This window comes from Acetobacter sp. DsW_54, from assembly GCF_002153575.1.
GTDB classification, from domain to species: Bacteria; Pseudomonadota; Alphaproteobacteria; order Acetobacterales; family Acetobacteraceae; genus Acetobacter; species Acetobacter fabarum.
The window spans coordinates 68,186-94,390 of record NZ_JOPD01000007.1; the positions used below are offsets into that span (position 1 = coordinate 68,186).

Consider the following 26,205-nt stretch of genomic DNA (forward strand, 5'->3'; position numbering starts at 1 on the left):
CCCCACGCGGTTGCTAGTGGCAGCGTCTTGGGCTTTTCTGTCAACACTGAGAACAAGAAAATACAGAGAAAAGGGTGTCTGTTCCCCTATGAAGAAGCTTCCGTTTCTGGGTGTGGTTCTGATGCTGGCAGGGGTTGTGCCCTATGTCTTATGCACATGCGCCATAGTGTTTTACGATTCCCGCATTCCCGTGCCCAACCTGCTCATGGCCGAACTGTTTTACGGGGCCATCTCCCTTTCCTTTATTGGTGCAGTGCACTGGGGGCAGGCGCTGGAGATGGAACGCACCATTATTGTGGCATCTGCTTCACGCACGGACCATGTGCGTCTGCTGGCGGGTGTTGTGCCCGCCCTGCTGGGCTGGGTTGCAGCCTGCACGGGGTTTATGTGGCAACCATTGGGCGGGATTGCCGTGTTGATAGTTGCATTCGCGCTTGTTGCCGTGGCCGAGCGCGCGGCATGGCGGCGCGGCTGGGTGCCGCCGGGTTATATGGGTGTGCGCTGGATTGTAACGGCGGTTACGGAGTGTTGTCTGCTTATGGTGCTGCTGGTTCGTTTTTTGTGAATGGCAGACGCTGGACCGGTGCGCTAAAAGTTACGCGGGGTATGTTATAACACGCAGGTATCGCATTAAGGCGCGCATATCAGTCAGGAAGTGGAAAGCAGGGCTTATGAACGGCAAACCGCGCATTCTGGTAAAAGGTGCTGGTGTGGCGGGGCTGACCGCCGCCGTAACACTCGCGGAGCGTGGCGGGGTTGTAACCCTGTATGACTGCGCGGAGCGGGTAGGGGCTGGTGCATCGTGGATGGCGGGCGGCATGCTGGCCCCATGGTGTGAGGCGGAATCGGCCCCGGCGGAAGTTACTGCCCAGTCGGTCGATTCGGTGGACTGGTGGGCAACCCATGTTCCCGGTGTTGTGCGGCAGGGCAGTCTGGTGCTGGCCCCCGCGCGTGATGTGGGTGAACTGGCCCGCTTCGGGCGGCGTACCTCGCACTACGAAACCGTGGGTGAGGCTGACATTGCACGGCTGGAGCCGGACCTTGCCGGGCGTTTTCAAAAAGGCCTGTTTTTTGCGGATGAAGGGCATGTGGACCCACGCAAGGCCCTGCCTGCACTGGCCCATGCGCTGGAGCAGATGGGAGGGCAGGTTCTGGTGGCCCCCGAGCCAGCCCCGGATGAGGCCGGGTTTGACTGGGTGGTGGACTGCACGGGTCTGAGGGTAAGGGATCAGCTCGACCACCTGCGCGGTGTTCGTGGCGAAATGCTGCTGCTCCATTGCCCGGATGTTATTCTGCACCGGCCCGTACGCATGCTGCACCCGCGTATTCCGGTTTACATTGTGCCGCGTGATAACCATGTGTTCATGGTCGGTGCGACCATGGTGGAAAGCGAGAATGCAGGCGGCATGACCGTACGCTCCATGATGGAGCTGCTCAATTCCGCATGGACCCTGCACCCCGGCTTTGCCGAAGCGGAAATTCTGGAAATGGGAACAGGCCTGCGCCCATCCTACCCCGATAACATGCCCCGTGTGGTGCGGCAGGGGCAGCATATTTATGTTAATGGCATGTACCGCCATGGTTTTCTGCTCTCCCCCGCTCGGGCACGGGAGGCCGCAGATCTGGTTTTTGGGTCCTAAACCCCAAGGAGTAATGCCCGATGAAAATAACCGTCAATGACGAGGCACAGGACGTGTCCGCCACAACCCTGGCAGGGCTGATTGATGAGCTGGGATACGCCGGGGCGCGGATTGCCACCGCGCTGAATGGGCAGTTTGTGCCAAAAACCGAGCGCGAGCGTGCAGCACTCGCAGCCGGTGCGCGGGTGGAAATTGTCGCCCCCATGCAGGGGGGGTAAAAAGCATGACGGCGTTATTTTACGGGCAGGCACTCTCCTCCGCCCTTATGCTGGGCACAGCGCAGTACCCATCCCCCGAAATCCTGCGCGATGCCGTTCTGGCCGCGCGTCCGGGGGTGTTGACCGTATCCCTGCGCCGCGAGTCCGCGGGGGAGCGGGCCGGGCAGGCGTTCTGGTCTTTGGTGCATGAGCTGGGTGTGCCCGTTCTGCCCAACACGGCAGGGTGCCACACGGTCAAGGAGGCCGTAACAACCGCACATATGGCGCGCGAGGTGTTTGGCACGGACTGGATCAAGCTTGAGGTGATCGGTGAGGCCGATACACTCCAGCCCGACGTGTTCGGGCTGGTGGAAGCCGCACGGATTTTGAACGAGGAAGGCTTTAAGGTTTTCCCTTACACCACGGAAGACCTTGTGGTGGCCGAGCGTTTGCTGGCCGCAGGGTGCGAGGTGCTTATGCCGTGGGGGGCGCCCATAGGCTCGGGCAAGGGGCTGAACAACCTGTTTGGCCTGCGGGCCATGCGGGCACATTTTCCCTTCGTGCCGCTGGTGGTGGATGCAGGTATTGGTGTGCCCTCCCACGCTGCTCAGGCGTTGGAACTGGGGTATGATGCCGTGCTGATCAACACCGCCGTAGCCAAGGCGGGGGACCCTGTGCGCATGGCGCAGGCTTTTGGTCTGGCTGTGCAGGCCGGTATGCTGGCCCGTATGGCCGACCCGATGGAAGCGCGCGATATGGCTGCCCCATCCACCCCCGTTGCAGGAAAGGCATTTTTGGGATGAGCGCACTACCACAGAAGTTCTACCCGGTTGTGGATCACGCCCAGTGGGTCAAGCGCCTTGGCGCTGCGGGTGCGCGTTTTATTCAGCTACGGCTCAAGGACCTGCCGGAGGAGGAACTGCGCGCACAGGTGCGTCTGGCGCGCACATATGCGGCAGAGCATGACGTTTGTCTGGTGCTGAACGACTTTTGGCAGATCGCGCTGGAGGAGGGAATTTCCTACATCCATCTGGGGCAGGAAGATCTGGATACGGCAGACATGCCGGCTATTCGCAAAGCAGGCCTGCGCGTGGGCATAAGCACGCATTGCCCGGAGGAACTGGAGCGTGCTCTGGGCCTGACTCCCGACTATGTGGCGCTGGGGCCGATATGGGAAACCCGGCTCAAAAAAATGGCGTTTGGCCCGCAAGGTGTGGACAAACTGCGTGAGTGGAAGCAGCGTATCGGCACCATGCCACTGGTTGCCATTGGCGGCATAACGCTGGAGCGTGCGCCGGTGTGCCTTGCCGCCGGGGCAGATTGCGTTTCGGCCGTATCCGCCTTTACCCAGCACGCTGACCCGGAAGGGCAGGTCCGGGCATGGCTGGAGGCCACCACAGGCGTGTGATGCCCGCGGTGGCGCACCGCTTGCTCGCGCGGTGGGTGCGCCTTAACCGCCGCTAAAAATGCGGGAGGCATCCGCCTTGCCAAAAAGGGTAAGCAGCACACGGGCCGAGGCCGGGAGCCGGTAGGTGCCGGTTGGTCTGGCTCCTGTGTCAGGCAGAATACGCTGGGCTTCGGCGTGGGCGGTGTCGAGCAGCAGGTCAACCAGAATTTCCGGGGCCATGCGGTATTCGGGTAGGCCCGACTGCCTGCGGCCTGTCGCTTCCCCCCCGCCACGTAGGCGAAAGTCCTCATCCGCGATCAAAAAGCCATCTTCCGTCTCGCGCAGGCAGGCCAGCCTGCGGCGGGCTGTCTGCCCCAGCCCGGCATCATGCAGCATCAGGCAGTAAGAGGCCTTGGCCCCCCGGCCCACGCGCCCGCGCAACTGGTGGAGCTGGGCAAGGCCAAAGCGTTCAGCATGCTCAATGACCATGATGGTTGCACTGGGCACATCCACCCCGACTTCGATTACGGTTGTGGCGACCAGAATACGGGTGCGGCCATTGGCAAAATCCTGCAAGGCTTGTTCGCGCGTGTTTGTGTCCTGCCGCCCGTGGGCGATGCCCACCAGATCACCAAACCGGTCGATCAGAGCGGCCTGCCGAGCTTCGGCTGCCGCAATGTCGAGCGCTTCGCTCTCGGACACAAGCGGGCAGACCCAGAATATCTGTGCCCCGGCATCAAGGGCGCGGCTAATGCCGTCCAGCACATCGTCCATGGTGTTCAGGCTGTGCAGGGAGGTGCGGATAGGCTTGCGGCCAGATGGTTTCCCCTCCAGACGGCTGACCTGCATATCCCCAAACTGGGTGAGCAGCAGGGTGCGTGGTATGGGGGTTGCGGTCATGACCAGCATATCCGCCTTGTGGCCTTTTTCTACCAGTGTCAGGCGTTGGTCCACGCCAAAGCGGTGCTGCTCATCCACTACGGCCAGCCCGAGATCTGCAAATTTTACGCTCTCCTGCACCAGTGCATGGGTGCCGACCACCAGCTTGGCAGTGCCATCCGCCATATCTGCCAGAGCCTGCTTGCGGGCCTTGCCTTTGACCGAACTGCATAAAAACGCAACCGGCACGGGGGACAGGCGCGTAAAAGTTGCAGCATGCTGGCGGGCCAGAATTTCGGTCGGAGCCATAATGGCGGCCTGCGCGCCAGCCTCCACCGCCCGGAGCATGGCCAGCAGGGCAACCAGTGTTTTGCCTGCCCCCACATCACCTTGCAGGAGCCTGCTCATGCGGTGGGGGGCGGCCATATCGGCCTCTATCTGGCGCAGTACATGCGCCTGCCCGTGTGTGAGTGGGTGCCCAAAGGCGGCAAGAGCCTGCTGTTGCAGGTGCCCATTGCCCTGCATGCTACGGCCGGGGCGGCTACGGGTGGCCTGCTGGGCAATGCGCATGGCAAGCTGGTCGGCCAGGAGTTCGTCACAGGCCAGACGGGTCTGTGCGCGGGAGCGCTCTGCCTGCCAGTTGGTGCCTGTGTGGCTGTCGGGAATACTGTCTGGCCTGTGCATCCATGTGAGAGCGGTGACAAAATCGGGCCAGTTTTTTTGTGCGATCAGGGCTGGGTCATGCCATTCGGGCAGGTCCGGGGGGAGCAGGGCCAGCGCTGTGGTCATGGCCTGGCGGACCTGCCCGGCAAACAGGCCCGCAGTCAGCGGCCAGACCGGGTCCAGCAGGGGGACGCGTTCAATCTGGCGGGCGGGAAGCAGGTAGTCGGGCGAGGTCATGCACAGCCGCTCACCAAACCGTTCGATTTTGCCCGATACGGCAATCTCCGCTCCGGTGGTGGCCTGTTTGGCCTGCCATGGGGAGAAAAAAGCAATTTCCAGCAGCCCGGTCCCGTCCGAGAGCGTGGCCCGCCACGGCTGGCGGGTGCGCGGGGCAGGGGCGCGCAGGTCCTGCACCGTGCCGCAAACTGTTGCAATTGTGTCAGCCCTGAGTTGTGCCACAGATGGGCGCAGCCGCCTGTCCGTTACACTTTCGGGCAGGCAGAACAGCAGGTCCGTGACCCGCGACCCACCGGCAATTCTGGCCAAAAGCCGCGAGCGGGCGACATTAACGCCGCTCAGGCTGTCAAGCGGGGCGGTCAGGGCCTGCAGGGCAGGCACGTTTGCCCATTGCGGAACCGAAGCGGATGTGAAGGATGGGGGGCTGGACACGGACGGTATACAGGCCTCTGTTTGCAGGCTGACAGACAGGAACAGCCCCGGTATAGGACAGCAACGCCATGCAACACAATTTTACAACGTCTTCGCACACGCTTCCCTCCAATGCACCTGCCGGGGAGGAAGAACCTCTGGCGGCCCGCCGCCGGCGGCTCAAGTTCCGTGCCAACCATCGCGGCACGTTTGAGACCGATATTCTGATCGGTGGCTTTGTGGAGGATACAGCGGATAGCCTGAACGCCGCAGAACTGGCGGATATGGAATCCATACTCGAAATGCCCGACCCCGACCTGACCGACTGGCTGTTTGGCCGTCTGCCCTTGCCGGAGGAAAAAGCAACCCCCATGTTGCGGCGCATGGTTGAGGCATGCCGCGCAAGGTGCGGAAAATAAAATTTTCTTTCCATAAGGGAAGAGCAGGCAGGACAAGAGAAACAGGGCCTATGACAGCAGACACAGGTGCAGCACCAGACCGTCGGATTGCCACTATTTGGGGCGTGCCGGAGGGGTACGATGCCCTTTTGCTTGCCCGGCGCGCGCGTGAGCATAAGGGGCCTTTGCTGCACATAGCCCGCAACGATGCCTCCATGGCGCGGCTTGCCGAAACGCTGGCTTTTGTTGCGGCCGATGTGGACGTGCTGCGTTTTCCCGCATGGGACTGCCTGCCATACGACCGGGTTTCGCCCAACCCGACAATCGTGGCCGAACGGGTGGCTACACTGACCCGCCTGCTCGAACCCTCGGGGGGTAAACCGCGCCTTGTGCTGACCACGGTTAACGGCGCAATCCAGCGCGTGGCTCCGCGCAAGACCTTCAAGGGCCAGTCCCTCACTATCCGCACGGGGGAAAGTCTCGACCAGTCCCTGCTGATCGAACTGCTGATCGCCAATGGCTACACCCGCACCGATACGGTGATGGAGGCAGGGGAATTTGCAACACGCGGCGGTATTTTCGACCTGTACCCCGCAGGTGCGCCCGAGCCTGTACGCCTTGATCTGTTTGGGGATGAGGTGGAGAACATCCGCGCCTTCGACCCCGGCACCCAGCGCTCGACCGAAAAGCGGGATGGGCTGGTGCTCTGCCCGGTATCCGAATTTTCGCTCGATGCGGCCAGTATCTCCCTGTTCCGCACCGGCTGGCGGGATGCGTTTGGCCCCGCCGCGGCTTCCGACCCCCTGTACGAACATATTTCCGACGGACGGCGCTACCCCGGAATCGAACACTGGCTGCCTCTGTTCCATGAGCAGATGGAAACCCTGTTCGACTACCTGCCCGGTGCCGCACTCTCGCTCGACTATCAGGTGGAAGACGTTCTGGCCGCCCGGCTGGATATGATTGCCGACCATTATCAGGCTCGCAAAATGCCTGTGCGGGAGGGGGAAACACCTTACCGCCCGTTACCCCCACACCTGCTGTACATGGACCTTAAAGGGTGGGAAGCCTCCATTGCCCGCCTGCCTGCCGTGGCATTCAGCCCCTATGCGCAGCCTGATGGCGCGGAGGGCATGGATGTGGGCGGCAGACCGGGCAAAATGTTCTCCAAGATTGTGCCGGGTGCGCAGCGCGAGCAGGTGTTTACCCTGCTGGGTGAGCAGGTGCGGGAGTGGGCGCAGGTTAAACGCCGGACCTATGTGGCCGCATGGAGCAAAGGCTCGCGCGAGCGGATTGGCGTGCTGCTGCGTGAACACGGTGTGGCAACAGATACGTTTGAGACATGGGAGCAGGCGAGCAAGGCCAAGGCTGGCCCCGTAGGGCTGCTGACCCTTGGGTTGGAACGCGGGTTTGTGGCCGAGGATGTGGCGTTTGTGTCCGAGCAGGATCTGCTGGGCGAGCGCATAGGCCGCCCGCCACGCCGCCGCCGCCGCGCGGATGAACTGATTGCCGAGGCCAGTGAACTGTCTGCGGGGGATCTGATTGTTCATCAGGACTACGGCATAGGCCGGTATGACGGGCTGGAAACAGTGAGCGTAGGCGTGGCCCCGCATGACTGCCTGCGCCTGTTGTATGATGGTGGGGAAAAGCTCTACCTGCCGGTAGAAAATATTGAACTGCTCAGCCGTTTTGGCTCGGATCAGGCCGGGGTATCGCTCGACCGTCTGGGCGGGGTCGCCTGGCAGAACCGTAAATCGCAGATGAAAAGCCGCATCCGCGATATGGCGGGTGAGCTTATTCGCACCGCAGCAGCCCGCGCGCTCAAGGAGGCGCCTGAACTGCTCCCGCCCGAAGGAATGTGGGACGAGTTCTGTGCCCGCTTCCCCTTTGTGGAAACAGAGGACCAGTCCCGCGCCATTACCGATGTGCTGGAGGATATGTCCTCCGGCCGCCCCATGGACCGGCTGGTGTGTGGGGATGTGGGCTTTGGCAAAACCGAGGTTGCCCTGCGGGCTGCGTTTGTTGCCGCCATGTCCGGCGGGCAGGTGGCCGTGGTTGTGCCCACCACCCTGCTGGCCCGCCAGCACTACCGTACTTTTGCCGCGCGTTTTGAGGGCTTCCCCATCAAGGTGGCCCAGCTTTCACGCATGGTAACAGGCAAGGAAGCCACGGAGGTCCGCAAAGGGCTGGCCGATGGTAGCGTGAATGTGGTGATCGGCACCCATGCCCTGCTGGCCAAGACAATCAAGTTCGCAGTCCTCGAACTGCTGATTATTGATGAAGAGCAGCATTTTGGCGTCTCGCATAAGGAAAAGCTGAAGGCCCTGCGCGAGGATGTGCATGTGCTCACCCTCTCCGCCACACCTTTGCCCCGCACACTCCAGCTCTCGCTCTCCGGTGTGCGGGAGATGAGCCTTATTGCAACGCCGCCTACGGACCGCCTTGCCGTGCGGACCTTCATTATGCCGTTTGACAGCGTGGTAATCCGCGAGGCCATTCAGCGTGAGCGCTTCCGCGGCGGGCAGATTTTTTGCGTAGCCCCCAGAATTGAAGACCTGGACCAGTTGGCTGAACGCCTGAGCAGCATTGTGCCCGATGCCCGGCTGGTACAGGCCCACGGCCGCCTGTCTCCCACGGAGCTGGAACGGGTGATGACCGAGTTCTCCGATGGTCAATACGACATCCTGCTCTCCACCAATATTGTGGAAAGTGGGCTGGATATGCCTGCGGTTAACACGTTGATCATCCACCGGGCCGATATGTTCGGCCTTGGCCAGCTTTACCAGCTCCGTGGGCGCGTGGGGCGTGGCAAGCAGCGTGGCTACGCGTACCTCACATGGCCGCAGACACACACATTGTCCGCTTCGGCGGAAAAGCGGCTTGAGGTCATGCAGACGCTCGACACACTGGGCGCTGGCTTTACGCTGGCCTCGCACGATCTGGACCTGCGTGGTGCGGGCAACCTGCTGGGGGACCAGCAGTCCGGCCATGTGCGTGAGGTGGGCATTGAGTTGTACCAGCAGATGCTGGAAGACGCCGTAGCCGACCTGCGTAGCGACAAGGGGCGGAGTACGGAAAATGACCGGGACTGGACCCCCAATATTGTTATGGGGCTGCCCGTTCTTATCCCCGATGCATATGTGCCTGACCTGCCAGTGCGTCTGGGACTTTACCGTAGAATCAGTGCTCTGGCGTCTGATGCTGAGCTGGAGGCTATGGAGGCAGAACTGGTGGACCGTTTTGGCACGGTTCCCGAGGAAGTTAAAAACCTGCTCGATATTGTTGATCTTAAAAGACTTTGCAGGCAGGCGGGCGTGGAGCGGGTGGAGGCAGGCCCCAAGGGTATGGTGCTCCAGTTCCGCAACAACAGCTTTGCCAACCCCGGTGGCCTTGTGCAGTGGATGGGCCGCTGGAAAGATGGGGTGGTCCGCCTGCGGCCAGACCATAAAATGGCTGTTGTGCGGGAATTGACCAACGTGCAGCGGATTGACCTTGCCCGTAAGGTGCTGCGCGAACTTGCCAATCTGTGTGAGCGTGAAATGGCCTGACGGAACACCCCACCAGTTGAGTGCCCAGTGCCCTCCGCACGGAATAGCCCGTGCGGAGGATGTGGTTATTTGATGGGTAGGGGAAAACCGTTAACTGTAAGAACGCCACCTTCCCATGTGGTGTCCCACGTATTCTGCTCGCCCGCGCGGTGGCTGACCAGCCTGCCCAGCACAAGGCCTGCGGCCAGTTTCATCTGATGTACAGCGCGGGCTTTTTCTATCAGTTCCTCCAGATTGGAAATTTCCAGATGTCCGGAGGCGGATGTGGCTGCAACATCCCCTGTTAGCGTGGCCTGACCATGCCCCTGGAGCTTGACCGTGCCTTCGGATGCTTCAAAGCTGCTTATGGTGGCGTGCACGGCGGGGGCTGCGGTACTCCGCCCGCCTATGGCGCTCATAAGTGCCGGCAGTTCCGATGTGGGGAGCGAAAACGCCGCATGGGCCGCAGTGGGCAGCAGTTGCTGGTTAAGCACGTTGTGGAAGGATAACCCGCTCATGCTCAGGGTTGCGGCACTGGTCCGCGGGGTGGCTGCACCCTGAATCTGGTAGTGCGCCATTGTGGCGTTGACGTGTGCCGCACCCTGTTCAACCGTGGCGTTGTTCCATGTCAGGTCATAATGCCCGCCGGACTGGAGGCTGCTGGTCACCAGTCTGCCCTGTTCCATAAGCCACTGGGTGCAAGCTGCATTGTGGTGCCCGGTCATGGCGGAAACCAGCAGCAGGGATGCTGCCTGCGCCAGATCCTGCGTGGCTTCCGGGCTGGATGCCTGACCGGTAAAGACCAGTTTTTTAACATGCAGGCTGGTTGTGCCGCTGGGGGCGCGTACGCTCAGGTCATGGTAAATCAGGCCTTTGGGTGTGTCTTCCTCCGCGCTGGCGCTTACGGTTGCGCATGCGGTGGGAGGGGCGGCTAGGGCGGTTTCTGCGGTGGCGATGGTGCAAAGACTCACGACCCCGAGAAGATGGAGGGAAAAAGGAGAGTTCTGCTTCATTTCATCATGAAGGTGCCGTAAGTAAAAATTGCAGGCAACAAGATTATCATGGAAGAGCCCCAACCGTGCGCTTTTTGAAAATTGACCCCTTTTTGCTGGGGCTGCTGGCCTCTGTTCTGCTGGCAACGCTTGTGCCGTGCCATGGGGCCGCGGTGCCGGTTTTTCACTGGCTGTCTGTCGGGCTGATTGCGCTCATGTTTTTTTTGCAAGGTGCGCGCCTGTCACGCAAGGCCGTGCTGGATGGTATGGTGGCATGGAAGCTGCACCTGCTTATCCTGAGCTGCACGTTTGTCCTGTTTCCGCTTTTGGGGCTGGCGGCACATGCCCTGTTCCCCGGTCTGTTGCAGCCGGATATATGGATGGGTGTGCTGTTCCTGTGCTGCCTGCCGTCCACGGTACAGTCTTCCATTGCGTTTACCTCCATCGCCGGGGGTAACGTGCCTGCCGCCGTGTGTGCGGCCACGGCGTCCAACGTGTTTGGTATTTTTATTACCCCCGTGCTGGTGGGGCTGGTGCTGAGCCAGCACGGCCAGGCCACAGGTAACCCGCTGGATATTGTTTACCAGCTGCTGCTCCCGTTTGTTCTGGGGCAGGTGTTGCAGCCATGGCTTGGGGCATGGGCGCACCGGAACAAGAAAATCCTGTCTTTTTCCGACCGGGGTTCGGTTCTGGTCGTTGTTTATGCGGCTTTTAGCGATGCAGTCATGCAGGGGCTATGGCACCGCCTGCCCATGGCCGAGCTGGGCATGATTGCCATTGCGGATTCAGTTCTGCTGTTCAGCGTGTTGGGCCTGACCATTTTTGGTGGCCGCCTGATTGGCCTGCCCCTGAAGGACGAAATTGCCGTGGTGTTCTGCGGCTCCAAAAAAACGTTGGCATCTGGTGTGCCCATGGCCAACGTTCTGTTCCCGCCTGCCTCCGTGGGGGTTATTGTTCTGCCGCTCATGCTGTATCACCAGATTCAGCTTTTTGTCTGTGCCGTGCTGGCCCGCAGGTTTGCCCGGCTCAGTCAGGAGCACGATCATGCATCCACAACGCCAGCGTAGCAGTCTGGCAAGGGCGCATTTGTTGATATTATGCAAGAGGAGAGCAAGGTTGTGGCGGGTCTGGATCCTGAAGACTGGGAAGAACTGAAAGCTCAGGGGCACCAGATGCTGGATGATATGCTGGAAAATATCCGCCATGTCTCGCAAGGCCCCGTCTGGCAACCTATGCCTGTTTCTGTGCGCGAGGGGTTCAGGGATGCCCCGCTCCCTGCCAGTGGGCAGGAACTGGGGGCACTGTACCAGCAGTTCACACAAACCGTGCAGCCCTATGCCGTGGGCAACCGGCACCCACGCTTTATGGGCTGGGTGCATGGGGGGGGCACCGCACAGGGTATGCTGGCGGATATGCTGGCCGCAGGGCTAAACGCCAATCTGGGCGGGCGTGACCACGCACCTGTAGAAGTCGAGCGGATGGTTATCCGCTGGGCCGCGGAAATGTTCGGTTTTTCCCCCGAAGCCACGGGGCTGCTGGTAACCGGCTCCTCCATGGCCAACTTTATTGCCATCCTGACCGCCACCCGCAATGTGAGCGGAGGGCAGGACCTGCGGCAGCAGGGTGTTGGTGGCCGCAGGCTGGTGGGTTATGCGGGTGAGAGCGCACATGGTTGCGTAGCCCGTGCGTTTGACATGGCAGGACTGGGCGAGCAGGCCTTGCGCCGTGTGCCAATGGACAGCGCATTCCGTATGGATATGGCAGCCCTTGAGCGCATGATTGCGCAGGACAGGGCCGCCGGGTTTGAGCCGTTTCTGGTCGTTGGTACGGCAGGAACGGTGGACACGGGCAGCATTGACCCGCTGAATGCACTGGCCGATCTGGCTGCGCGGGAGGGGCTCTGGTTCCATGTGGATGGGGCTTTTGGTGCGCTGGCCAAGCTTGCACCTGACCTGGCCCCTTTGCTTGCTGGTCTGGAACGGGCCGATAGTCTGGCCTTTGATTTTCATAAATGGGCACAGGTTCCATACGATGCAGGCTGCGTGCTGGTGCGTGAGCCGGGCAGGCAGGCGGCAGCTTTTGCGCAATCCCTCGCATATCTCTCACGCGAGGATAGGGGGCTTGCTGCAGGTGCCCCATGGTTTTGTGATCTGGGGCCGGATCTCTCACGCGGGTTTCGGGCACTCAAGGTCTGGTTTGCGCTGGCAGGGTTTGGTACCCAAAAGCTGGGGCAGGTAGTAACCCAGTCCTGTGCACTGGCGCAGGAACTGGCACGGCAGGTGCAGGCCACTGCCCAGCTGCAACTGCTGGCTCCTGTAACGCTGAATGTTGTGTGTTTCCGTGTGGCGGCACCTGATGTGGAGGACCTTGACCGTTTGAATGGGGAACTGGTCAAGGACCTGCAACTGAGCGGTGTAGTCGCGCCCTCCACCACCCGGATCGGGGGTGTGCTGGCTATTCGTGTGGCACTGGTTAACCACCGCACGACCAAGGCAGACATTGCTATTCTGCTTGACGCCGTACACTCCTTTACGGAAGTGCGTCTGGCGCATGCGAAGATGATGAAAGAACTGGCGGGTGCGCCGCAGGCTTAAGCCCGCTTGCGCATCCGCTTTTCATCAAACAGGGCGGAAAGGGACTGGAGCATGGTTCCGCCCAGTTCCTCCGCATCGGTAATGGTAACGGCCCGCTGGTAATAGCGGGTTACGTCATGGCCAATACCTATGGCGCTCAGTTCCACCGGGCTGCGGTTTTCAATCATGCCGATCACCTCGCGCAAGTGGTCCTCCAGATAGGAGGCCGGGTTGACGGACAGTGTGCTGTCATCCACCGGAGCGCCGTCCGAGATCACCATAAGAATCTTGCGGGCCTCGGGCCGGCTTTTAATACGTCGCCATGCCCAGAGCAGGGCCTCGCCGTCTATGTTTTCCTTCAGCAGCCCTTCACGCAGCATCAGGCCCAGATTGGTGCGTGCGCGCCGCCACGGTGTGTCCGCACCCTTGTAAACAATGTGGCGCAGGTCGTTCAGGCGGCCGGGGTTTTCGGGCTTGTTGTTCTGTACCCAGAGTTCGCGGCTTTGCCCGCCTTTCCAAGCACGGGTGGTAAAGCCCAGAATTTCCACTTTTACTCCGCAGCGTTCAAGCGTGCGTGCCAGAATATCCCCGCAGGATGCGGCAACGGAAATGGGGCGACCGCGCATGGAGCCGGAATTGTCGATCAGCAGCGTGACCACTGTATCGCGGAACTCCGTATCTTTTTCCTGCTTGTAGGAAAGAGACAGGCGTGGATTGACCACAATGCGCGACAGCCTGCCTGCATCCAGCATGCCCTCCTCTAGATCAAACGACCAAGAGCGGGTCTGTTGCGCCATAAGGCGGCGCTGGAGCCGGTTGGCCAGACGAGAGACAACCCCGTGCAGCGTGGCTAATTGCAGGTCTAGCTGGTGCCGCAGGCGGGAGAGTTCCTCGGGGTCGCACAGGTTTTCGGCCAGAATTTCTTCATCAAAACTGGTTGTGTAGGCGTGGTAGCCTTTGGCGGTCTGGCCCGGTTCTATCTCTTTACGGTTGCCCGGTCCTGCGGCATCCCCCGTGCCTTCGGCAGAGCCGGATTCCTGCTCTACCTCTGGGGTGTTGTCGGCTGCATCCGCACTGCCCGCCATAAGCTGGGGTTCGGACACCGCATCGGACATATCCGGTGCCGCGCCCGAGGTTTCGTCCTCCTGCTCGGGGGGAGGCTGTTCGCTTTCATCCTCGTTGGTGTCTGGCGCATTGCCCGAGTTTTCGTCTTCTTCCTCCTGATCAGAGAGGGAGTCGTCATCGGTTAACGCGCAGGCGGCCAGCAGTTTGCGGGCCGCGCGGGAGTAAGCTTTCTGGCTGTCCTGGTCAGCGGCCAGCGTATCCAGTGCGGCCAGTGCATCTTCGGGCAGGCTCTGCTTCCACTGCTCCATAATGGCACGGGCTGATTCGGGCAGGGGTTCGCCTGTCAGCTTTTCACGCGCCAGAAGTTCCAGCCCTACAACGGGGGAAAGCTGGGCGGCATCGGTCATATGATCCAGACCAGCGGCGCGGATTTCCTGCTCCAGCCTGTGGCGCAGGTTGGCGGCAACGCCTTTCATGTGGCGGGCCCCTACGGCTTCCACACGGGCCTGCTCCAGTGCGTCATACACTTCGCGGGCAATAGTGTCTGCCGGGCGGCGGGCGGCGTGCAGGTCAAAATCGTGGTGTTTCAGCCGCAGGGCCTGTGCGTCTGCCGCACCACGCAGGCGCTGTGCTTCTTCCTCATTCAAGTTGAGGGAGGGGGAGGAGAGGCGAATTTTCTCCCCCAGACTGATCGGGGCCATGGGCATGTTGCCGCTATGGAAGGAGACATTGGTCTCCTTCCGCCCGCCGAGGGCGCGTAGCGTTGCCTCGGTTGCCTGTTTAAAGGCATCGGCCCGTTTTTCCGCCTCCTCGCGGGAGAGGCGGATGGACGGGTTGCCCGTGTTGTTTGCCTGATCAGCCATAACGCCCCCTGTCTGTGTAGATTATTTCTGTCAGGCAGGGCGCTTGGGCAGGGGGCTGCTGTTAAAACAACGCTGGTAATATTCCGCCACCATGCCGCGCTCGGCCTCGTCACACTTGTTGAGGAATGTTACGCGGAAGGCAAAGGCCAGATCCTTGAAAATAAGGTCATTTTCTGCCCACGCGATAACCGAACGGGGGGACATGACGGTGGACAGATCCCCCGCCATGAACCCTGCGCGCGTCAGCCCGGCCAGAGCCACCATATTGCCAATTTTTTCACGCTCGGCCTTGTCGTCTGCCGCAATGCCCAGACGGGAGCAGACAATGCCGACTTCCTGCGCATGGGGCAGGTAGTTGAGCGAGGTCACAATGTTCCAGCGGTCCATCTGCCCCTGATTGATCTGCTGGGTGCCATGGTACAGGCCAGTAGTATCACCCAGCCCCACGGTGTTGGCCGTGGCAAACAGGCGGAACCACGGGTTGGGAGTAATGACGCGGTTCTGGTCAAGCAGGGTCAATTTGCCCTCGACTTCCAGAATACGCTGGATAACGAACATGACATCCGGCCGCCCGGCATCGTATTCATCAAACACCAGTGCGCAGGGGCGTTGCAGGCACCATGGCAGCAGCCCTTCCTGGAACTCGGTGACCTGCTGGCCATCCTTGACCACAATGGCATCCTTGCCCACCAGATCTATGCGCGAAACGTGGCTGTCCAGATTGATGCGGATGCACGGCCAGTTCAGGCGCGCTGCAATCTGCTCCACATGGGAGGATTTGCCCGTACCATGGAAGCCCTGCACCATAACGCGGCGGTTAAAGGCAAAGCCTGCCAGAATGGCCAGCGTTGTATCGTGGTCAAACAGGTAGGCCGTATCAATCGGGGGGACATGCTCGGTACGCAGGGAGAAGGCGGGAACCTTCAGGTCGGAATCGATCCCGAATACCTCACGGACGCTGACTTCCGTATCCGGTACGGAAACCGCCGAAATGGGCGGAAGATCAAGAGCTGCTGTCTGGGGGCTGGAATCCGTCATGATTATCCGTCTGATCGTAAGGGGTTCAAAACAAAACCGGCGGGCATACCGGAGCAGGATACATGATCAGCCTGCTTTTTCGAGTTCTTCCGTCTGCAGATGTGCCTTCACAATAGTAAAGGCAACGTTGATCTTTTTCAGACGTTCCTCAGCCGCAAGGTCCCCCTGATTGGTATCAGGGTGATGTTTGCGGGCAAGGGCGCGGTAATGCGTTTTGGCATTTGCCAGCGTAACCGGCCAGTCCAGCCCCAGAACGGCGAGTGGTTCGCGCAGATGGGCAGGAATCCGTGGCTCGGCCTGTGCGCGGGCCCGGTCGGCGCGGGCGCGGCGGTTCTGGCCCAGTATGTCCAGCGGGTCCAGAATATCTTCTTCGTTCGGCATGGTGCGTTTGCTCTGGCCCGGACCCTGGCCAAACGTCCATGTTGGCCGGTCCCAGCTTATATCGGCCCGCAGATGTGCTTCTATCTGGCCGGGAGACATGCCTTTGTAATAGTCCCATCGTGCATTGTATTCACGCACATGCTCCAGACAGAACCAATAATACTGGTTCAGACTATCGCGGGAGCGGGGCGCGCGGTATCCTGCCGGGCTTGTGCAGTCCGGCATGTCGCAGCAGCGCTGCGGCGCGTTGGGATCAGGATCAAACGCGCGGGGACGGGTGTTCCTTCGCTTCATCATTCATCGTTATTTGCGTTGCAAATGCTTTGGTCGCAAGAGGTGAGTTGCCATATGACCAGTCTTTCAGGCCCAACATCATCCTCCATATCGGGTGCCACGCGCGCCGTGCGGGTGCGCAAAGTGCTGGAAACAGCGCTTTTTCCGACCAGATTGGACATACAGGACGAAAGCCACCGCCATGCCCACCATGTGGAGCAGACGCGCGGCCCCAATGCCGGTGCGACGGAAACGCACTTCCGCCTTTATATTGTCTCACCTGTGTTTGAAGGCATGAGTCGCGTTGCACGCTCACGCAAGGTGCATGACCTGTTGGCCCCCGAACTGGCCGATGGCCTGCACGCACTGGCGCTAACCCTGCGCACCCCGGCGGAAGAAGAGGCAACTGTATGAGCAAGGGGGTCTTTAGCCGTCGTTCCCTGTTTGCCCTTGCGCCACTCGTGCTTGCCGCCTGTGCAACGCAGCAGGTGGGGGGAGGGCCACAAAACGCCACGGTCAACCGGGTGGAGGCATATTTCCGCACGGTTAACCTGCAGGATGCGCCGTTTACGCAAATATGGCCCAATGGTGCCAGTGGCAGCGGGCTGATCACCTACCGCCCCGGTTACCTGGACATGCGCTTTACCACCCCGCATGAGATGGAACTCAAGGCATCCGAGCGCTCAGCCGTGTTTACGGATGCAGCTAATGGGTCGGTCACTCATATCGGGCTGGGGCATAGTGCGTTGGGAATGTTGTTGAGCAACCCGGTGCGCCTGTCTGGCCCGGTTATGGTTTCCGACGTTCAGCAGCAGCGTGGCCTTGTCCAGATTTCTCTGACCAGAGCGGATAATCCCTCGCAGGGGTTGATCACGCTCCGGTTCAGGGACGAACAGGGCGCTTTAAGCCTGTATGACGTGCGCATTCTGGACGCGCAGCGCAAGCTTACGCAAATTCGACTGGACTAGGTGCCACCTCAACAGGTGTCAGGGCAGATGGCGTGCTGCCAAATACGGTGTGCCACGCCGCTGCCAGAGCAAGGTCCAGCTCCTGCATGCTGACTTTGATGCCCAGTTTTTCAAAACTGGTCACGCCGTATTCCCGAATCCCGCAAGGTACAATGCCCTCAAAGTCAGGCAGGGCAGGGGCCAGATTAATGGCTACGCCATGCCAGCTTACCCAGCGGGAGACACGGACACCTATGGCCGCAATTTTTTCTTCTCCCCCTGTCTGCGGGTTGGTAACCCACACGCCCACCCGGCCTTCCCGCACTTCTCCACGCAGGCCAAAACTGGCGAGTGCGGTAATAATCCACGCTTCCAGCGCCTGCACATAGGCCCGCAGGTCGCGCGCGGGGGTGTTGCCATGGGGGCGTTGCAGGTCAAGCATGACGTAGGCCGTGCGTTGGCCCGGCCCGTGGTAGGTCCACTGTCCGCCCCGGCCAGCATGGTAGGTGGGGTATCCCGCAGGGTTGAACAGGTCCTCCGCCTTGGCAGATGTGCCGGATGTGTACAGGGGGGGGTGTTCAAGCAGCCATACGCGCTCGGCGGCCTCTCCCGCCCTTATGTCTTTGGCAATCTGTTCCATTCTGCTCAGGGCCGCAGGGTAAGGCACCAGTTTTTTGCTTATTTCCCATAAAATTTGTTCTTTGGTCATTGCCGCCTGCTTATGGTTCGGTTATAGGGCTTCCTAACACACGGTATCGCTTTTTTTGATACCGTTTGTCACGTGCGGTCGTGGCGGAATGGTAGACGCGCAAGCTTGAGGTGCTTGTGGGGGAAACCTCGTGGAAGTTCGAGTCTTCTCGACCGCACCATTTTCTTTCATGACAAAATGTTATGTTATGGACGGCAAAAGGCTAACGCCTTGAGCCGTTTTTTTTCGTTTGCACGCGTTTTTTCTGCAAATTAGGCGGAAGTTGTCATATTCACGCCGTTCTTTTGCGGTCTGTTGCGGTGTAGAAGCATGGTTGTGATTATGTAAAAAAGACTATGCAATCGGCCACGGATACAAGGCACAATGTCAGCTAGCACTGTCGGCCGCCTTGATCTTTTTTCCGGCGCAGGCGGGTATTGGGGTGGATGCCTCCATGCTTTGGCCAGGTCAGGTCGGATGGTCTCAGGTTTAACTTGATTTAAAGGTGTTATATTCGTGTCCAATCCCAAGCCTTTACGTAAAGCAGTCCTGCCAGTTGCGGGGCTGGGAACGCGCTTTTTGCCTGCCACCAAGGCCATGCCAAAAGAAATGCTGCCGGTCGTGGACAAACCCCTTATCCAGTACGCAATTGATGAAGCACGCGCCGCAGGTATTGAGGAATTCTGCCTGATTACCGGCCGCGGCAAAGATTCCCTGATCGACTATTTCGATATTGCCTATGAGCTGGAAAGCACGCTCAAGGAACGCAACAAGGTTGATTGTCTGGAGGCGCTGGAGCCCAGCAGCATCCAGGCTGGCTCGCTTATTGCCGTGCGCCAGCAGGAGCCGCTGGGGCTTGGGCATGCCATCTGGTGTGCACGCTCCTTTATTGGCAACGATCCGTTTGCCATCCTGCTGCCGGACGACATGGTGATGTCGCAGAAAGGCTGCCTGAAGCAGCTGGCCGAAGCCTATTACGAAACCGGGGGCAACGTGGTTGCCGTGTCCGAAGTGCCGCGTGAGCATACCAACCGCTACGGTATTCTGGACATTGGCAAGGATGATGGCCGCCTTGTGGAAGTTAAGGGGCTGGTTGAAAAACCCAAACCCGAGGATGCGCCGTCCAACCTGTCCATTATCGGGCGTTATATCCTGACCCCTGATGTCATGCCGCATCTGGCCAAGCTGGAAAAAGGTGCCGGCGGTGAAGTGCAGCTGACAGACGCCATGGCCAAAACCATTGGCCATGTGCCGTTTAACGGTCTGCGGTATGAAGGCGTGCGTTACGATTGCGGTAACAAGCTCGGCTTTCTGGAAGCCCAGATCGCCTTTGCGCTCGAACGCCCTGAACTGGCCGAAGGCGTGCGCGAATTCCTCAAGAAGTATGAGGGGCAGAACTAATGTCTTTTGCGCATGACTTTGAAGCAACAAGCCTGCGGGAATACGATATTCGCGGCATTGTTGGCAAAACACTGAGCGCTGAAGATGCGTTTGCCATCGGCCGCACATTTGGCAGCCTTGTCCGCCGTAATGGCGGCAAAACGCTGGTGGTCGGGTATGATGGCCGCCTGTCTTCCCCCATGCTGGAAGAAGCCCTTGTAAAAGGAGCTCTGGAGTGTGGTCTGGATGTAACCCGCGTTGGGCGTGGGCCTACCCCCATGCTGTATTATGCATCAGCCACGCTTAATGCGGATGGTGCCATTATGGTGACGGGCAGCCACAACCCGCCCAACTATAATGGCTTTAAAATGATGCTGGCGGGCAAGCCGTTCTTTGGTGCCCAGATCCGTGAACTTGGGGATCTGTCGGCCAAGGGGAATGTGGTCGCAGCAGAACAGGGCACCGTGCGCACGATTGATGTGCGTGATGACTACGTCAAACGCCTTGTAAAGGATTATGACGGCGGTACGCGTAAGCTCAAAATTGTCTGGGACAACGGTAACAGCTCCGCAGGCGAAGTGCTGGAAAAAATGGTCGCGGCCCTACCGGGCGAGCATATTGTGCTCAATGCCGCCATTGATGGCACATTCCCTGCCCACCATCCGGACCCCACGGTTGCCAAAAACCTTGAGCAGCTTATTGCCGCGGTAAAGGACAACCATGCCGATCTGGGCATTGCCTTTGATGGGGATGCAGACCGAATCGGGCTGGTGGACAATAAGGGCGAGATTTTGTGGGGCGACCAGATTCTGGTCCTGCTGGCGCGGGATGTGCTCAAAAGCCATTCCGGGGCAACCATTATTGCTGATGTCAAAGCCAGTCAGGTGCTGTTTGATGAGGTCGCACGCGCTGGCGGCAAGCCGCTCATGTGGCGTACGGGGCATTCGCTCATCAAGTCCAAAATGGCGGAAACCGGCTCCCCGCTGGCGGGCGAAATGTCCGGGCACATCTTCTTTGCCGATAAATGGTACGGGTTTGATGATGCACTTTACGCCGGTGTGCGTATGCTTGGCATTGTAGCGCGGTCCTCAGAATCGCTTGCCGCATTCCGTGAGGCCCTGCCTGCAACGCTTTCCACGCCGGAAGTCCGCTTTGACTGTGATGACCACCGCAAGTTCAAGGTGATTGAGGAAGTTGCCGAACGCCTGCGTAAAGCTGGCGCTGACGTGTCCGAAATTGATGGCGTGCGTGTTAACACAACCGATGGCTGGTGGCTGCTGCGCGCATCCAATACGCAGGCGGTGCTGGTTGCCCGTGCAGAAGGGCGCGATAGCGCAGGACTGGAACGGCTGAAGGATGCTCTGGTGGAGCAGCTTGAGCACTCCGGCCTCTCCAAGCCTGACTTTTCAGGTAACAACGCGGGGCACTAACCTCCGTTTTTTCAACTTGCCTGCTGCATACGGCCCGCTTAAAGCGGGCCGTATGTTTTTTAAGGGCAGGGTGCTGTTTCTGCTGCGCCGGGGTGCTCTTTTGCATTTAAAGCCGTCGAGGTTTCTGATATAAAGTGTACCTATGTTGTCCTCTTTAACGGACCCCGCCGGAAGGCGGATTTCCTACCTCCGTCTTTCTGTAACCGACAGATGCGACATGCGGTGTGTGTACTGCATGTCCGAACAGATGTCGTTTTTGCCACGGGCGGATGTTCTGGATTTTGAGGAACTTCTGCGTCTGAGCCGGGTCTTTGTGCTTCACGGTGTGCGCAGGCTGCGCATTACGGGGGGGGAGCCTCTTGTACGGCGCGACATCGGGCTTTTCTTCAAGGAACTTGGGACATGGCTGCGCCACCCAGAGCAGGCGGGGCGGCTGGATGAGCTGACATTAACCACCAATGGCAGCCAGTTGGCGCATTACGCTCCCATTCTGGCACAGGCTGGGGTCCGGCGTGTGAATGTCAGTCTGGATTCTCTGGACGAGCAGCGTTTTGCCAAGCTGACCCGCCGTGGCAGGCTAGCCGCAACGCTGGAAGGTATCCGCGCTGCCCGTGCGGAAGGGCTGGCCGTGCGTATTAACACCGTGGCCATGGCGGGTGTGAATGATGATGAGTTTGATGCCCTGCTCGCCTGGTGTGGAGAAATCGGGGCCGACCTCTGTCTGATAGAAACCATGCCGATGGGGGAAACAGGGGAAGACCGTGCCGCGCAGTACCTCTCGCTCGACGCGGTACGGCGGAGCCTGTCTCAACGCTGGACGTTAGAACCTCTGGCCTACCAGACCGGAGGGCCCGCGCGTTACGTGCGGGTGGCGCAAACCGGGCAGCGTCTGGGCTTTATTACGCCCATGAGCCACAATTTTTGCGCGACCTGCAACCGCGTCCGCCTTTCCTGCACCGGGCAGCTTTATACCTGTCTTGGGCAGGAGGAGGGGGTGGACCTGCGCCACCTCATGCGCGAGGGGGCAACAGATGCTGCACTGGAAGTGGCCATACAGCAGGCCATAGCCCGCAAACCCGTAGGGCATGATTTTCTGCTGGATGGACAAACAGGTGCTGTATCCGGCCCGCAAAGGCATATGAGCGTAACCGGGGGCTAACCTCGGCCCGGTTGGGTTGTGGGGGCTAGATTAAGCGGGTGGTTCCTGCGGGTTCAGGGCATCATGCAGGGAGTGCTGGAACTGGCCGGGCTGTAAGGGTACAGGTTGGGTTGGAGCCGGTGCCCAGCCGGATAAAACAGCCATATGCAGGGGCATGGCAAAGCTGTCTGGCCCCTTTTTTTCCAGCTCGGCTGCGGCAGCAGCAAACATCATGCGTGGTGGTATGGTGCGTGTACGCTGGGTCAGGGCATTTGTCTCACCCGCAGCACGCAGGTCGGCCATAAGCGCGCTGAGCGAGCGGTAGCGCAGGTCCAGACGTTCGGTATCAATAACAGGTAGGGCAAATCCGGCCCGCTGCATAAGCTGCGCACAGCTCTGCTGCGTGGGAAAAGGCGATACACGGGGCGATACGCCATCGCACACTGCCAGTTCGGCAGCTTCCAGCGCCGTGCGCAGGGGGCGCAATGTGGGGAGTATGGGCATGCTGGCCAGAAAAAGCCCATCGGGCCGCAGAACATGCCGGATCTGGGCAAAAACACCGGGCAGGTCGTTCACCCAGTGTAGAGACAGATTGGCAATGACCAGATCAAAGCTATGCGGGGCAAACGGCAGCCATTCCTCATCCGCACAAACACGCATTTCTCCGGAGCGGGTGACGAGTCTGGGGGAGAGGTCCATGCTGGTAGTGGCAATGCCCCGCACAGCAAGGCGCGGGCTAATGGCACCACGCCCGCCTATATCCAGTGCCGCGGAAAAACTGCGCACCATATCGTCCAGTCGGTCGAGCAGCAGGTCGGCGGTAATGTCCAGCACGGGCATAATGCCATCCAGCCTGCGTGCCGCACGGTCCCTGTGCTGCCTGACGGCTTTGCGGTCAAAAATAACGGGTGTATCCATAAAGGCAGATGTGCGCGTATCCACACTTTTTGCCAAGCCGCCAGCCATGACAAACCTGTGTTTATGCTAGGCGCGCGCGCTGTGGCGCAACTGCGCACCCTTGGGCAAATGGGGTTGGGGGTTCTTTACCCGCCCGCCTGCCTGCATTGTGGAGCGGATGTTGCGCAGCATGGCCTGCTTTGCGCCGCCTGTTTTGCGCATGTGCGGGTTGTTGTTGCGCCATTTTGCAAGGCGTGTGCTGTACCGCAGGTAAGTGCCGCAATGCTGGGAGTGAATGATCTGTGCCCGGCATGCGAGCGGCATCCTCCCGTATGGGGGCAGGCGCGTGCGGCCTTTGTGTACGAAAGCGTGGCAAGAGAGCTGATTTTAAAGCTTAAATATGCCGATCAGACGGAAAACACATCTTTTCTGGCCCAGCAGATGGTGCGGATAGGGCAAGACATTGTGTGTGGTGATGCGCTGGTGGTGCCCGTACCCGTGCATCGCTGGCGGTTGTTCAGGCGGCGTTATAATCAGGCAGCATTGCTGGCGCATGGCGTGGCCAAACTGGGCGGCCTGCATTGCCTGCCCGATGCTCTGGTTCGTGTCCGCTCCACGGTGCCTCTGGCGTCTTTTTCCCGTCAGGCGCGGCGGGATGAGGTTGCTCAGGCCATGAGTGTGCGTCGCACGCGTGCACACAGGGTGCGGGGGCGTGATATTGTGCTGGTCGATGACCTGCTTACAACAGGTGCGACTGCTACAGCCTGCACCAATGCCCTGTTACAGGCGGGTGCACGCAGTGTCAGCCTGCTGGTGGCTGGGGTCGTGCCTGCCCGCCCGGAGGTGGATATTGACCAACCCGGCTAGACAAGGCGCATGAAGCCCATAACATGGCCCGGCAAAAGCTGATTGAATCCATAACCCGGAACCAGTAAGGACAATCTATGCCTGAAATCAAAATCTATACCCAGCCCGGTTGCCCCTACTGCATGCGTGCAGTTGCCCTGCTGGAGAGCAAAAAAATTCCGTTTACCGAGATCAACGCCCCACGTGGCACGCCCGAGCGGGACGAGGCCATAAACCTGTCCGGTGGGCAGACAACCGTGCCCCAGACCTTTGTGGATGGCAAAGCCCTTGGCGGGTGTGATGACTTGATGCGGCTTGAACGCACGGGCCAGCTGAATGGCCTGCTTGGGCTAGGCTGAGTATTCATAACGACCAAAGGGTATCTGCTAGGGTAATACACTATGATCTGCTATCGTCTGCGTTGCGCCCATGACCATGTGTTTGAAGGCTGGTACAAAGACAGCAGTACATTTGCCATGCTCAGGCAGAAGAACCTTTTAAACTGCCCCGAATGTGGCACGTCCAGTGTGGATCAGGCCCCCATGGCTCCGGCCATTGTGGGGCGTGCGCCTGAGCGTTTGCCACAAAGTGATCCCCCCCCCACACCAGATATGGCAGCGCCCCCGGCGCCCGCGGCAGGCCAGATGCCCCCCGGCCTGCCGGATGCCATGCTGAGTGCCCTGCGTGACGTACGGCGCACAATTGAAGAGAATTGTGAAAACATGGGCAACCGATTTGCCGATGAAGCCTTGCGCATTCATTATGGCGAAGCCCCCGAACGCGGGATTTACGGTGAAATGTCCCAGTCCCAGAGAGAAGAGCTGGAAGAAGAAGGGGTTGCGTTCCAAAACGTGCCCTGGGTGCGGGATACGGATAGTTGAATGTCTGGGCTGACCATATACAAATGGGGGTGGTGGGTAAGAAGGTGATCCCCCACATCTTGGAGGGCTAGGCGGGCAAGCCAGACCGCCGCCCGCTTGAGGGAGAGGCAGATATGACAAAGAACGGAACGTGCGGCGCAGTGCATAAAGCCAAGGTGGGGTTTGCTGCCCTGCTGGCGATTTTGCTGGCTGGTGCGCACGCTGTACCTTTATCTGCCGCAGAACCGCCGGTGTCGAACGCTGCCACCTTAACGGGGTACTGGCTTAGTCAGGACCATGACGGCGTGTTTAAAATTGACCACTGCGGGCAAAATCTGTGCGGCCATCTGGTTGGCCTGCGTTACGATGGTACGGATGTACCCCGTGGGCATGATGGCAAATCCGAGTGTAACCTGCTGATGTTAACGGATTTTCGTCCCATGGGCGAAAGTAATGCAGGGCGCTGGGCCGGGCATATTCTGGACCCCGATACGGGGCACCTCTATGATTCTCAAATCTGGCTGGCGCAACCTGATGTGCTCAAGCTGCGTGGCTATATAGGGCTGCCTATTTTTGGCGAAACCCAGACATGGACCCGCTACAATGGCCCAGCCATGGGGCCTGTGTGCAAAATTCCCGATTCAGTCAAATAGGGGGGTGGTCTGGAGTGACTGTAAGCCTCCAGACCATAAAAAACTTTAAAATCAGTATTTTGTAAACGCCGCGATGTAGTTGATGCCGAGGTCGCGGGTTTCCTTCCAGCCCATTGGGCCGGGTGCCATGCCTGCTATGGCGGTCATGCGCAGGCCCGCCGCACGGGCATACTGGCCCAGTTCGGATGGCTGGATGAACTTGCGCCATTCATGTGTGCCTACGGGGAGCAGCCGCAGAATATACTCGGCACCAATCTTGCCAACCGCAAGGGAGCGCAGGGTGCGGTTCATGGTGGAAACAATGACCGTGCCCTTTGGCCCTGCAAGCTGGGCCAGCATGTCCATAAATGCCGCAGAATCAGTGACATGCTCGATAATTTCTAACGCCACAACCGCATCAAACTCGCAGCCTTCAGCCACAAGGTCTTCGGCACTGCCATTGCGGTAGTGCAGTGGCCCCGCATGTTCGGGCAGCGGGCAGGTGGCCAGATGCTCCTTGGCGGCGGCAATGCCGTTGGCTGAGGCATCCAGCCCCAGCACGTCATAGCCTGCTTTGGCCAGAGCTTCACTCGCAAGCCCCGCGCCACATCCGATGTCCAGAATTTTTGCGCGGCGTGTGGTGCGGCCACGCAGGGGCAGGTGGCGGCTTGCCCAGTCTATGCGCAATGCATTCATGGCGTGCAGTGGGCGCATGGGGCCGGAAGGATTCCACCACTGCTCCGCAAGGGCGCTAAACCGTGCGATTTCTTCATCAGAGACGGATGAGGACGCGTGTGGAGTGGTGGCGTTCATGCAACAAAATCCTTTCCTGCTGGTCTCCCCGCTGGACGAAAGGGGGCCGG

The 26,205-nt window shown here is 59.9% G+C and carries 26 protein-coding genes and 1 tRNA gene; 19 read left to right on the forward strand and 8 right to left on the reverse strand.

Features of this window, described 5'->3' with window-relative positions; translation table 11 throughout:
• The first annotated feature begins 88 nt into the window (after window positions 1-88).
• From HK20_RS04395 to HK20_RS04415, 5 genes are all read left to right on the forward strand, one after another.
• On the forward strand, window positions 89-565 hold the full coding sequence (locus HK20_RS04395) for a DUF3429 domain-containing protein (RefSeq protein ID WP_086645872.1): 477 nt from the start codon (window positions 89-91) through the stop codon (window positions 563-565).
• 106 nt (window positions 566-671) lie between these two features.
• Window positions 672-1,640: a glycine oxidase ThiO gene (gene thiO, locus HK20_RS04400; protein ID WP_086645873.1), complete on the forward strand. Its 969-nt coding sequence runs from the start codon at window positions 672-674 to the stop codon at window positions 1,638-1,640.
• A 20-nt stretch (window positions 1,641-1,660) separates the two neighbouring features.
• Window positions 1,661-1,858, forward strand: a complete 198-nt coding sequence (thiS, locus tag HK20_RS04405) for a sulfur carrier protein ThiS (RefSeq protein ID WP_086645874.1) — start codon at window positions 1,661-1,663, stop codon at window positions 1,856-1,858.
• Window positions 1,859-1,863: 5 nt separating this feature from the next.
• Window positions 1,864-2,640 carry a thiazole synthase gene (locus tag HK20_RS04410; protein WP_086645875.1) on the forward strand — a complete coding sequence of 259 codons (777 nt, stop codon included), beginning with the start codon at window positions 1,864-1,866 and terminating at the stop codon, window positions 2,638-2,640.
• Window positions 2,637-3,245: a thiamine phosphate synthase gene (locus HK20_RS04415; protein ID WP_086645876.1), complete on the forward strand. Its 609-nt coding sequence runs from the start codon at window positions 2,637-2,639 to the stop codon at window positions 3,243-3,245. Before HK20_RS04410 ends, HK20_RS04415 begins: the two co-directional genes overlap by 4 nt.
• A gap of 42 nt (window positions 3,246-3,287) precedes the next feature.
• Here HK20_RS04415 and recG read toward each other — a convergent pair whose 3' ends face one another.
• Entirely contained in the window at window positions 3,288-5,435 is a 2,148-nt protein-coding gene (recG, locus tag HK20_RS04420; protein WP_086645877.1) for an ATP-dependent DNA helicase RecG, read from the reverse strand.
• A 68-nt stretch (window positions 5,436-5,503) separates the two neighbouring features.
• Between recG and HK20_RS04425 the strand changes: the two genes are divergently transcribed.
• Both HK20_RS04425 and mfd read left to right on the forward strand, forming a co-directional pair.
• Complete coding sequence (locus HK20_RS04425) at window positions 5,504-5,833, forward strand: succinate dehydrogenase assembly factor 2 (protein WP_086645878.1); 330 nt, start codon at window positions 5,504-5,506, stop codon at window positions 5,831-5,833.
• Between the two features lie 50 nt (window positions 5,834-5,883).
• Complete coding sequence (gene mfd, locus HK20_RS04430) at window positions 5,884-9,360, forward strand: transcription-repair coupling factor (RefSeq protein WP_086645879.1); 3,477 nt, start codon at window positions 5,884-5,886, stop codon at window positions 9,358-9,360.
• A 65-nt stretch (window positions 9,361-9,425) separates the two neighbouring features.
• Here the strand turns inward: mfd and HK20_RS04435 are convergent, their stop codons facing one another.
• The gene (locus HK20_RS04435) at window positions 9,426-10,352 is read right to left on the reverse strand and encodes a hypothetical protein (protein ID WP_198943879.1); all 927 of its coding nucleotides are present in this window, start codon (window positions 10,350-10,352) and stop codon (window positions 9,426-9,428) included.
• A 65-nt stretch (window positions 10,353-10,417) separates the two neighbouring features.
• On the opposite strand from HK20_RS04435, the gene HK20_RS04440 reads away from it, so the two are divergent.
• A complete protein-coding gene (locus HK20_RS04440) occupies window positions 10,418-11,398 on the forward strand; it encodes a bile acid:sodium symporter family protein (protein WP_086645880.1) in 981 nt (326 codons plus the stop codon).
• A gap of 51 nt (window positions 11,399-11,449) precedes the next feature.
• Entirely contained in the window at window positions 11,450-12,925 is a 1,476-nt protein-coding gene (locus tag HK20_RS04445; protein ID WP_198943880.1) for a pyridoxal-dependent decarboxylase, read from the forward strand.
• Here HK20_RS04445 and cobT read toward each other — a convergent pair.
• From cobT to HK20_RS04460, 3 genes are all read right to left on the reverse strand, one after another.
• Window positions 12,922-14,832, reverse strand: a complete 1,911-nt coding sequence (gene cobT / locus HK20_RS04450) for a cobaltochelatase subunit CobT (protein ID WP_086645882.1) — start codon at window positions 14,830-14,832, stop codon at window positions 12,922-12,924. The two genes, HK20_RS04445 and cobT, sit on opposite strands and share 4 nt — an antisense overlap.
• A gap of 30 nt (window positions 14,833-14,862) precedes the next feature.
• Window positions 14,863-15,870, reverse strand: a complete 1,008-nt coding sequence (locus HK20_RS04455) for an AAA family ATPase (protein WP_086645883.1) — start codon at window positions 15,868-15,870, stop codon at window positions 14,863-14,865.
• A 66-nt stretch (window positions 15,871-15,936) separates the two neighbouring features.
• Entirely contained in the window at window positions 15,937-16,548 is a 612-nt protein-coding gene (locus HK20_RS04460) for a J domain-containing protein (RefSeq protein WP_086645884.1), read from the reverse strand.
• A gap of 51 nt (window positions 16,549-16,599) precedes the next feature.
• On the opposite strand from HK20_RS04460, the gene HK20_RS04465 reads away from it, so the two are divergent.
• Window positions 16,600-16,938, forward strand: coding sequence for a BolA family transcriptional regulator (locus HK20_RS04465; protein WP_086645885.1), 339 nt, complete (start codon window positions 16,600-16,602; stop codon window positions 16,936-16,938).
• Complete coding sequence (locus HK20_RS04470; RefSeq protein WP_086645886.1) at window positions 16,935-17,492, forward strand: hypothetical protein; 558 nt, start codon at window positions 16,935-16,937, stop codon at window positions 17,490-17,492. The genes HK20_RS04465 and HK20_RS04470 overlap by 4 nt, the downstream gene beginning before the upstream one ends.
• Here HK20_RS04470 and lipB read toward each other — a convergent pair.
• Window positions 17,470-18,180 carry a lipoyl(octanoyl) transferase LipB gene (lipB, locus tag HK20_RS04475; protein ID WP_086645887.1) on the reverse strand — a complete coding sequence of 237 codons (711 nt, stop codon included), beginning with the start codon at window positions 18,178-18,180 and terminating at the stop codon, window positions 17,470-17,472. The genes HK20_RS04470 and lipB overlap by 23 nt on opposite strands.
• Window positions 18,181-18,254: 74 nt before the next feature.
• Between lipB and HK20_RS04480 the strand changes: the two genes are divergently transcribed.
• From HK20_RS04480 to moaA, 4 genes are all read left to right on the forward strand, one after another.
• Window positions 18,255-18,340 (forward strand) — tRNA-Leu (locus HK20_RS04480).
• Window positions 18,341-18,675: 335 nt separating this feature from the next.
• Window positions 18,676-19,560, forward strand: coding sequence for a UTP--glucose-1-phosphate uridylyltransferase GalU (galU, locus tag HK20_RS04485; protein ID WP_086645888.1), 885 nt, complete (start codon window positions 18,676-18,678; stop codon window positions 19,558-19,560).
• On the forward strand, window positions 19,560-20,969 hold the full coding sequence (gene pgmG, locus HK20_RS04490) for a phosphoglucomutase/phosphomannomutase PgmG (RefSeq protein ID WP_086645889.1): 1,410 nt from the start codon (window positions 19,560-19,562) through the stop codon (window positions 20,967-20,969). Before galU ends, pgmG begins: the two co-directional genes overlap by 1 nt.
• A gap of 142 nt (window positions 20,970-21,111) precedes the next feature.
• Window positions 21,112-22,128 carry a GTP 3',8-cyclase MoaA gene (gene moaA, locus HK20_RS04495; RefSeq protein ID WP_086645890.1) on the forward strand — a complete coding sequence of 339 codons (1,017 nt, stop codon included), beginning with the start codon at window positions 21,112-21,114 and terminating at the stop codon, window positions 22,126-22,128.
• A 30-nt stretch (window positions 22,129-22,158) separates the two neighbouring features.
• Here the strand turns inward: moaA and HK20_RS04500 are convergent, their stop codons facing one another.
• Entirely contained in the window at window positions 22,159-23,025 is an 867-nt protein-coding gene (locus HK20_RS04500; RefSeq protein ID WP_086646055.1) for a methyltransferase domain-containing protein, read from the reverse strand.
• 63 nt (window positions 23,026-23,088) lie between these two features.
• On the opposite strand from HK20_RS04500, the gene HK20_RS04505 reads away from it, so the two are divergent.
• From HK20_RS04505 to HK20_RS04520, 4 genes are all read left to right on the forward strand, one after another.
• On the forward strand, window positions 23,089-23,871 hold the full coding sequence (locus tag HK20_RS04505; RefSeq protein WP_086645891.1) for a double zinc ribbon domain-containing protein: 783 nt from the start codon (window positions 23,089-23,091) through the stop codon (window positions 23,869-23,871).
• 77 nt (window positions 23,872-23,948) lie between these two features.
• A complete protein-coding gene (gene grxC / locus HK20_RS04510; RefSeq protein WP_086645892.1) occupies window positions 23,949-24,209 on the forward strand; it encodes a glutaredoxin 3 in 261 nt (86 codons plus the stop codon).
• Between the two features lie 42 nt (window positions 24,210-24,251).
• Entirely contained in the window at window positions 24,252-24,731 is a 480-nt protein-coding gene (locus HK20_RS04515) for a DUF1178 family protein (protein ID WP_086645893.1), read from the forward strand.
• Between the two features lie 113 nt (window positions 24,732-24,844).
• Window positions 24,845-25,363, forward strand: a complete 519-nt coding sequence (locus tag HK20_RS04520; RefSeq protein WP_086645894.1) for a DUF2147 domain-containing protein — start codon at window positions 24,845-24,847, stop codon at window positions 25,361-25,363.
• A gap of 51 nt (window positions 25,364-25,414) precedes the next feature.
• Here the strand turns inward: HK20_RS04520 and ubiG are convergent, their stop codons facing one another.
• On the reverse strand, window positions 25,415-26,155 hold the full coding sequence (gene ubiG / locus HK20_RS04525) for a bifunctional 2-polyprenyl-6-hydroxyphenol methylase/3-demethylubiquinol 3-O-methyltransferase UbiG (protein ID WP_086645895.1): 741 nt from the start codon (window positions 26,153-26,155) through the stop codon (window positions 25,415-25,417).
• Window positions 26,156-26,205: the final 50 nt, after the last annotated feature.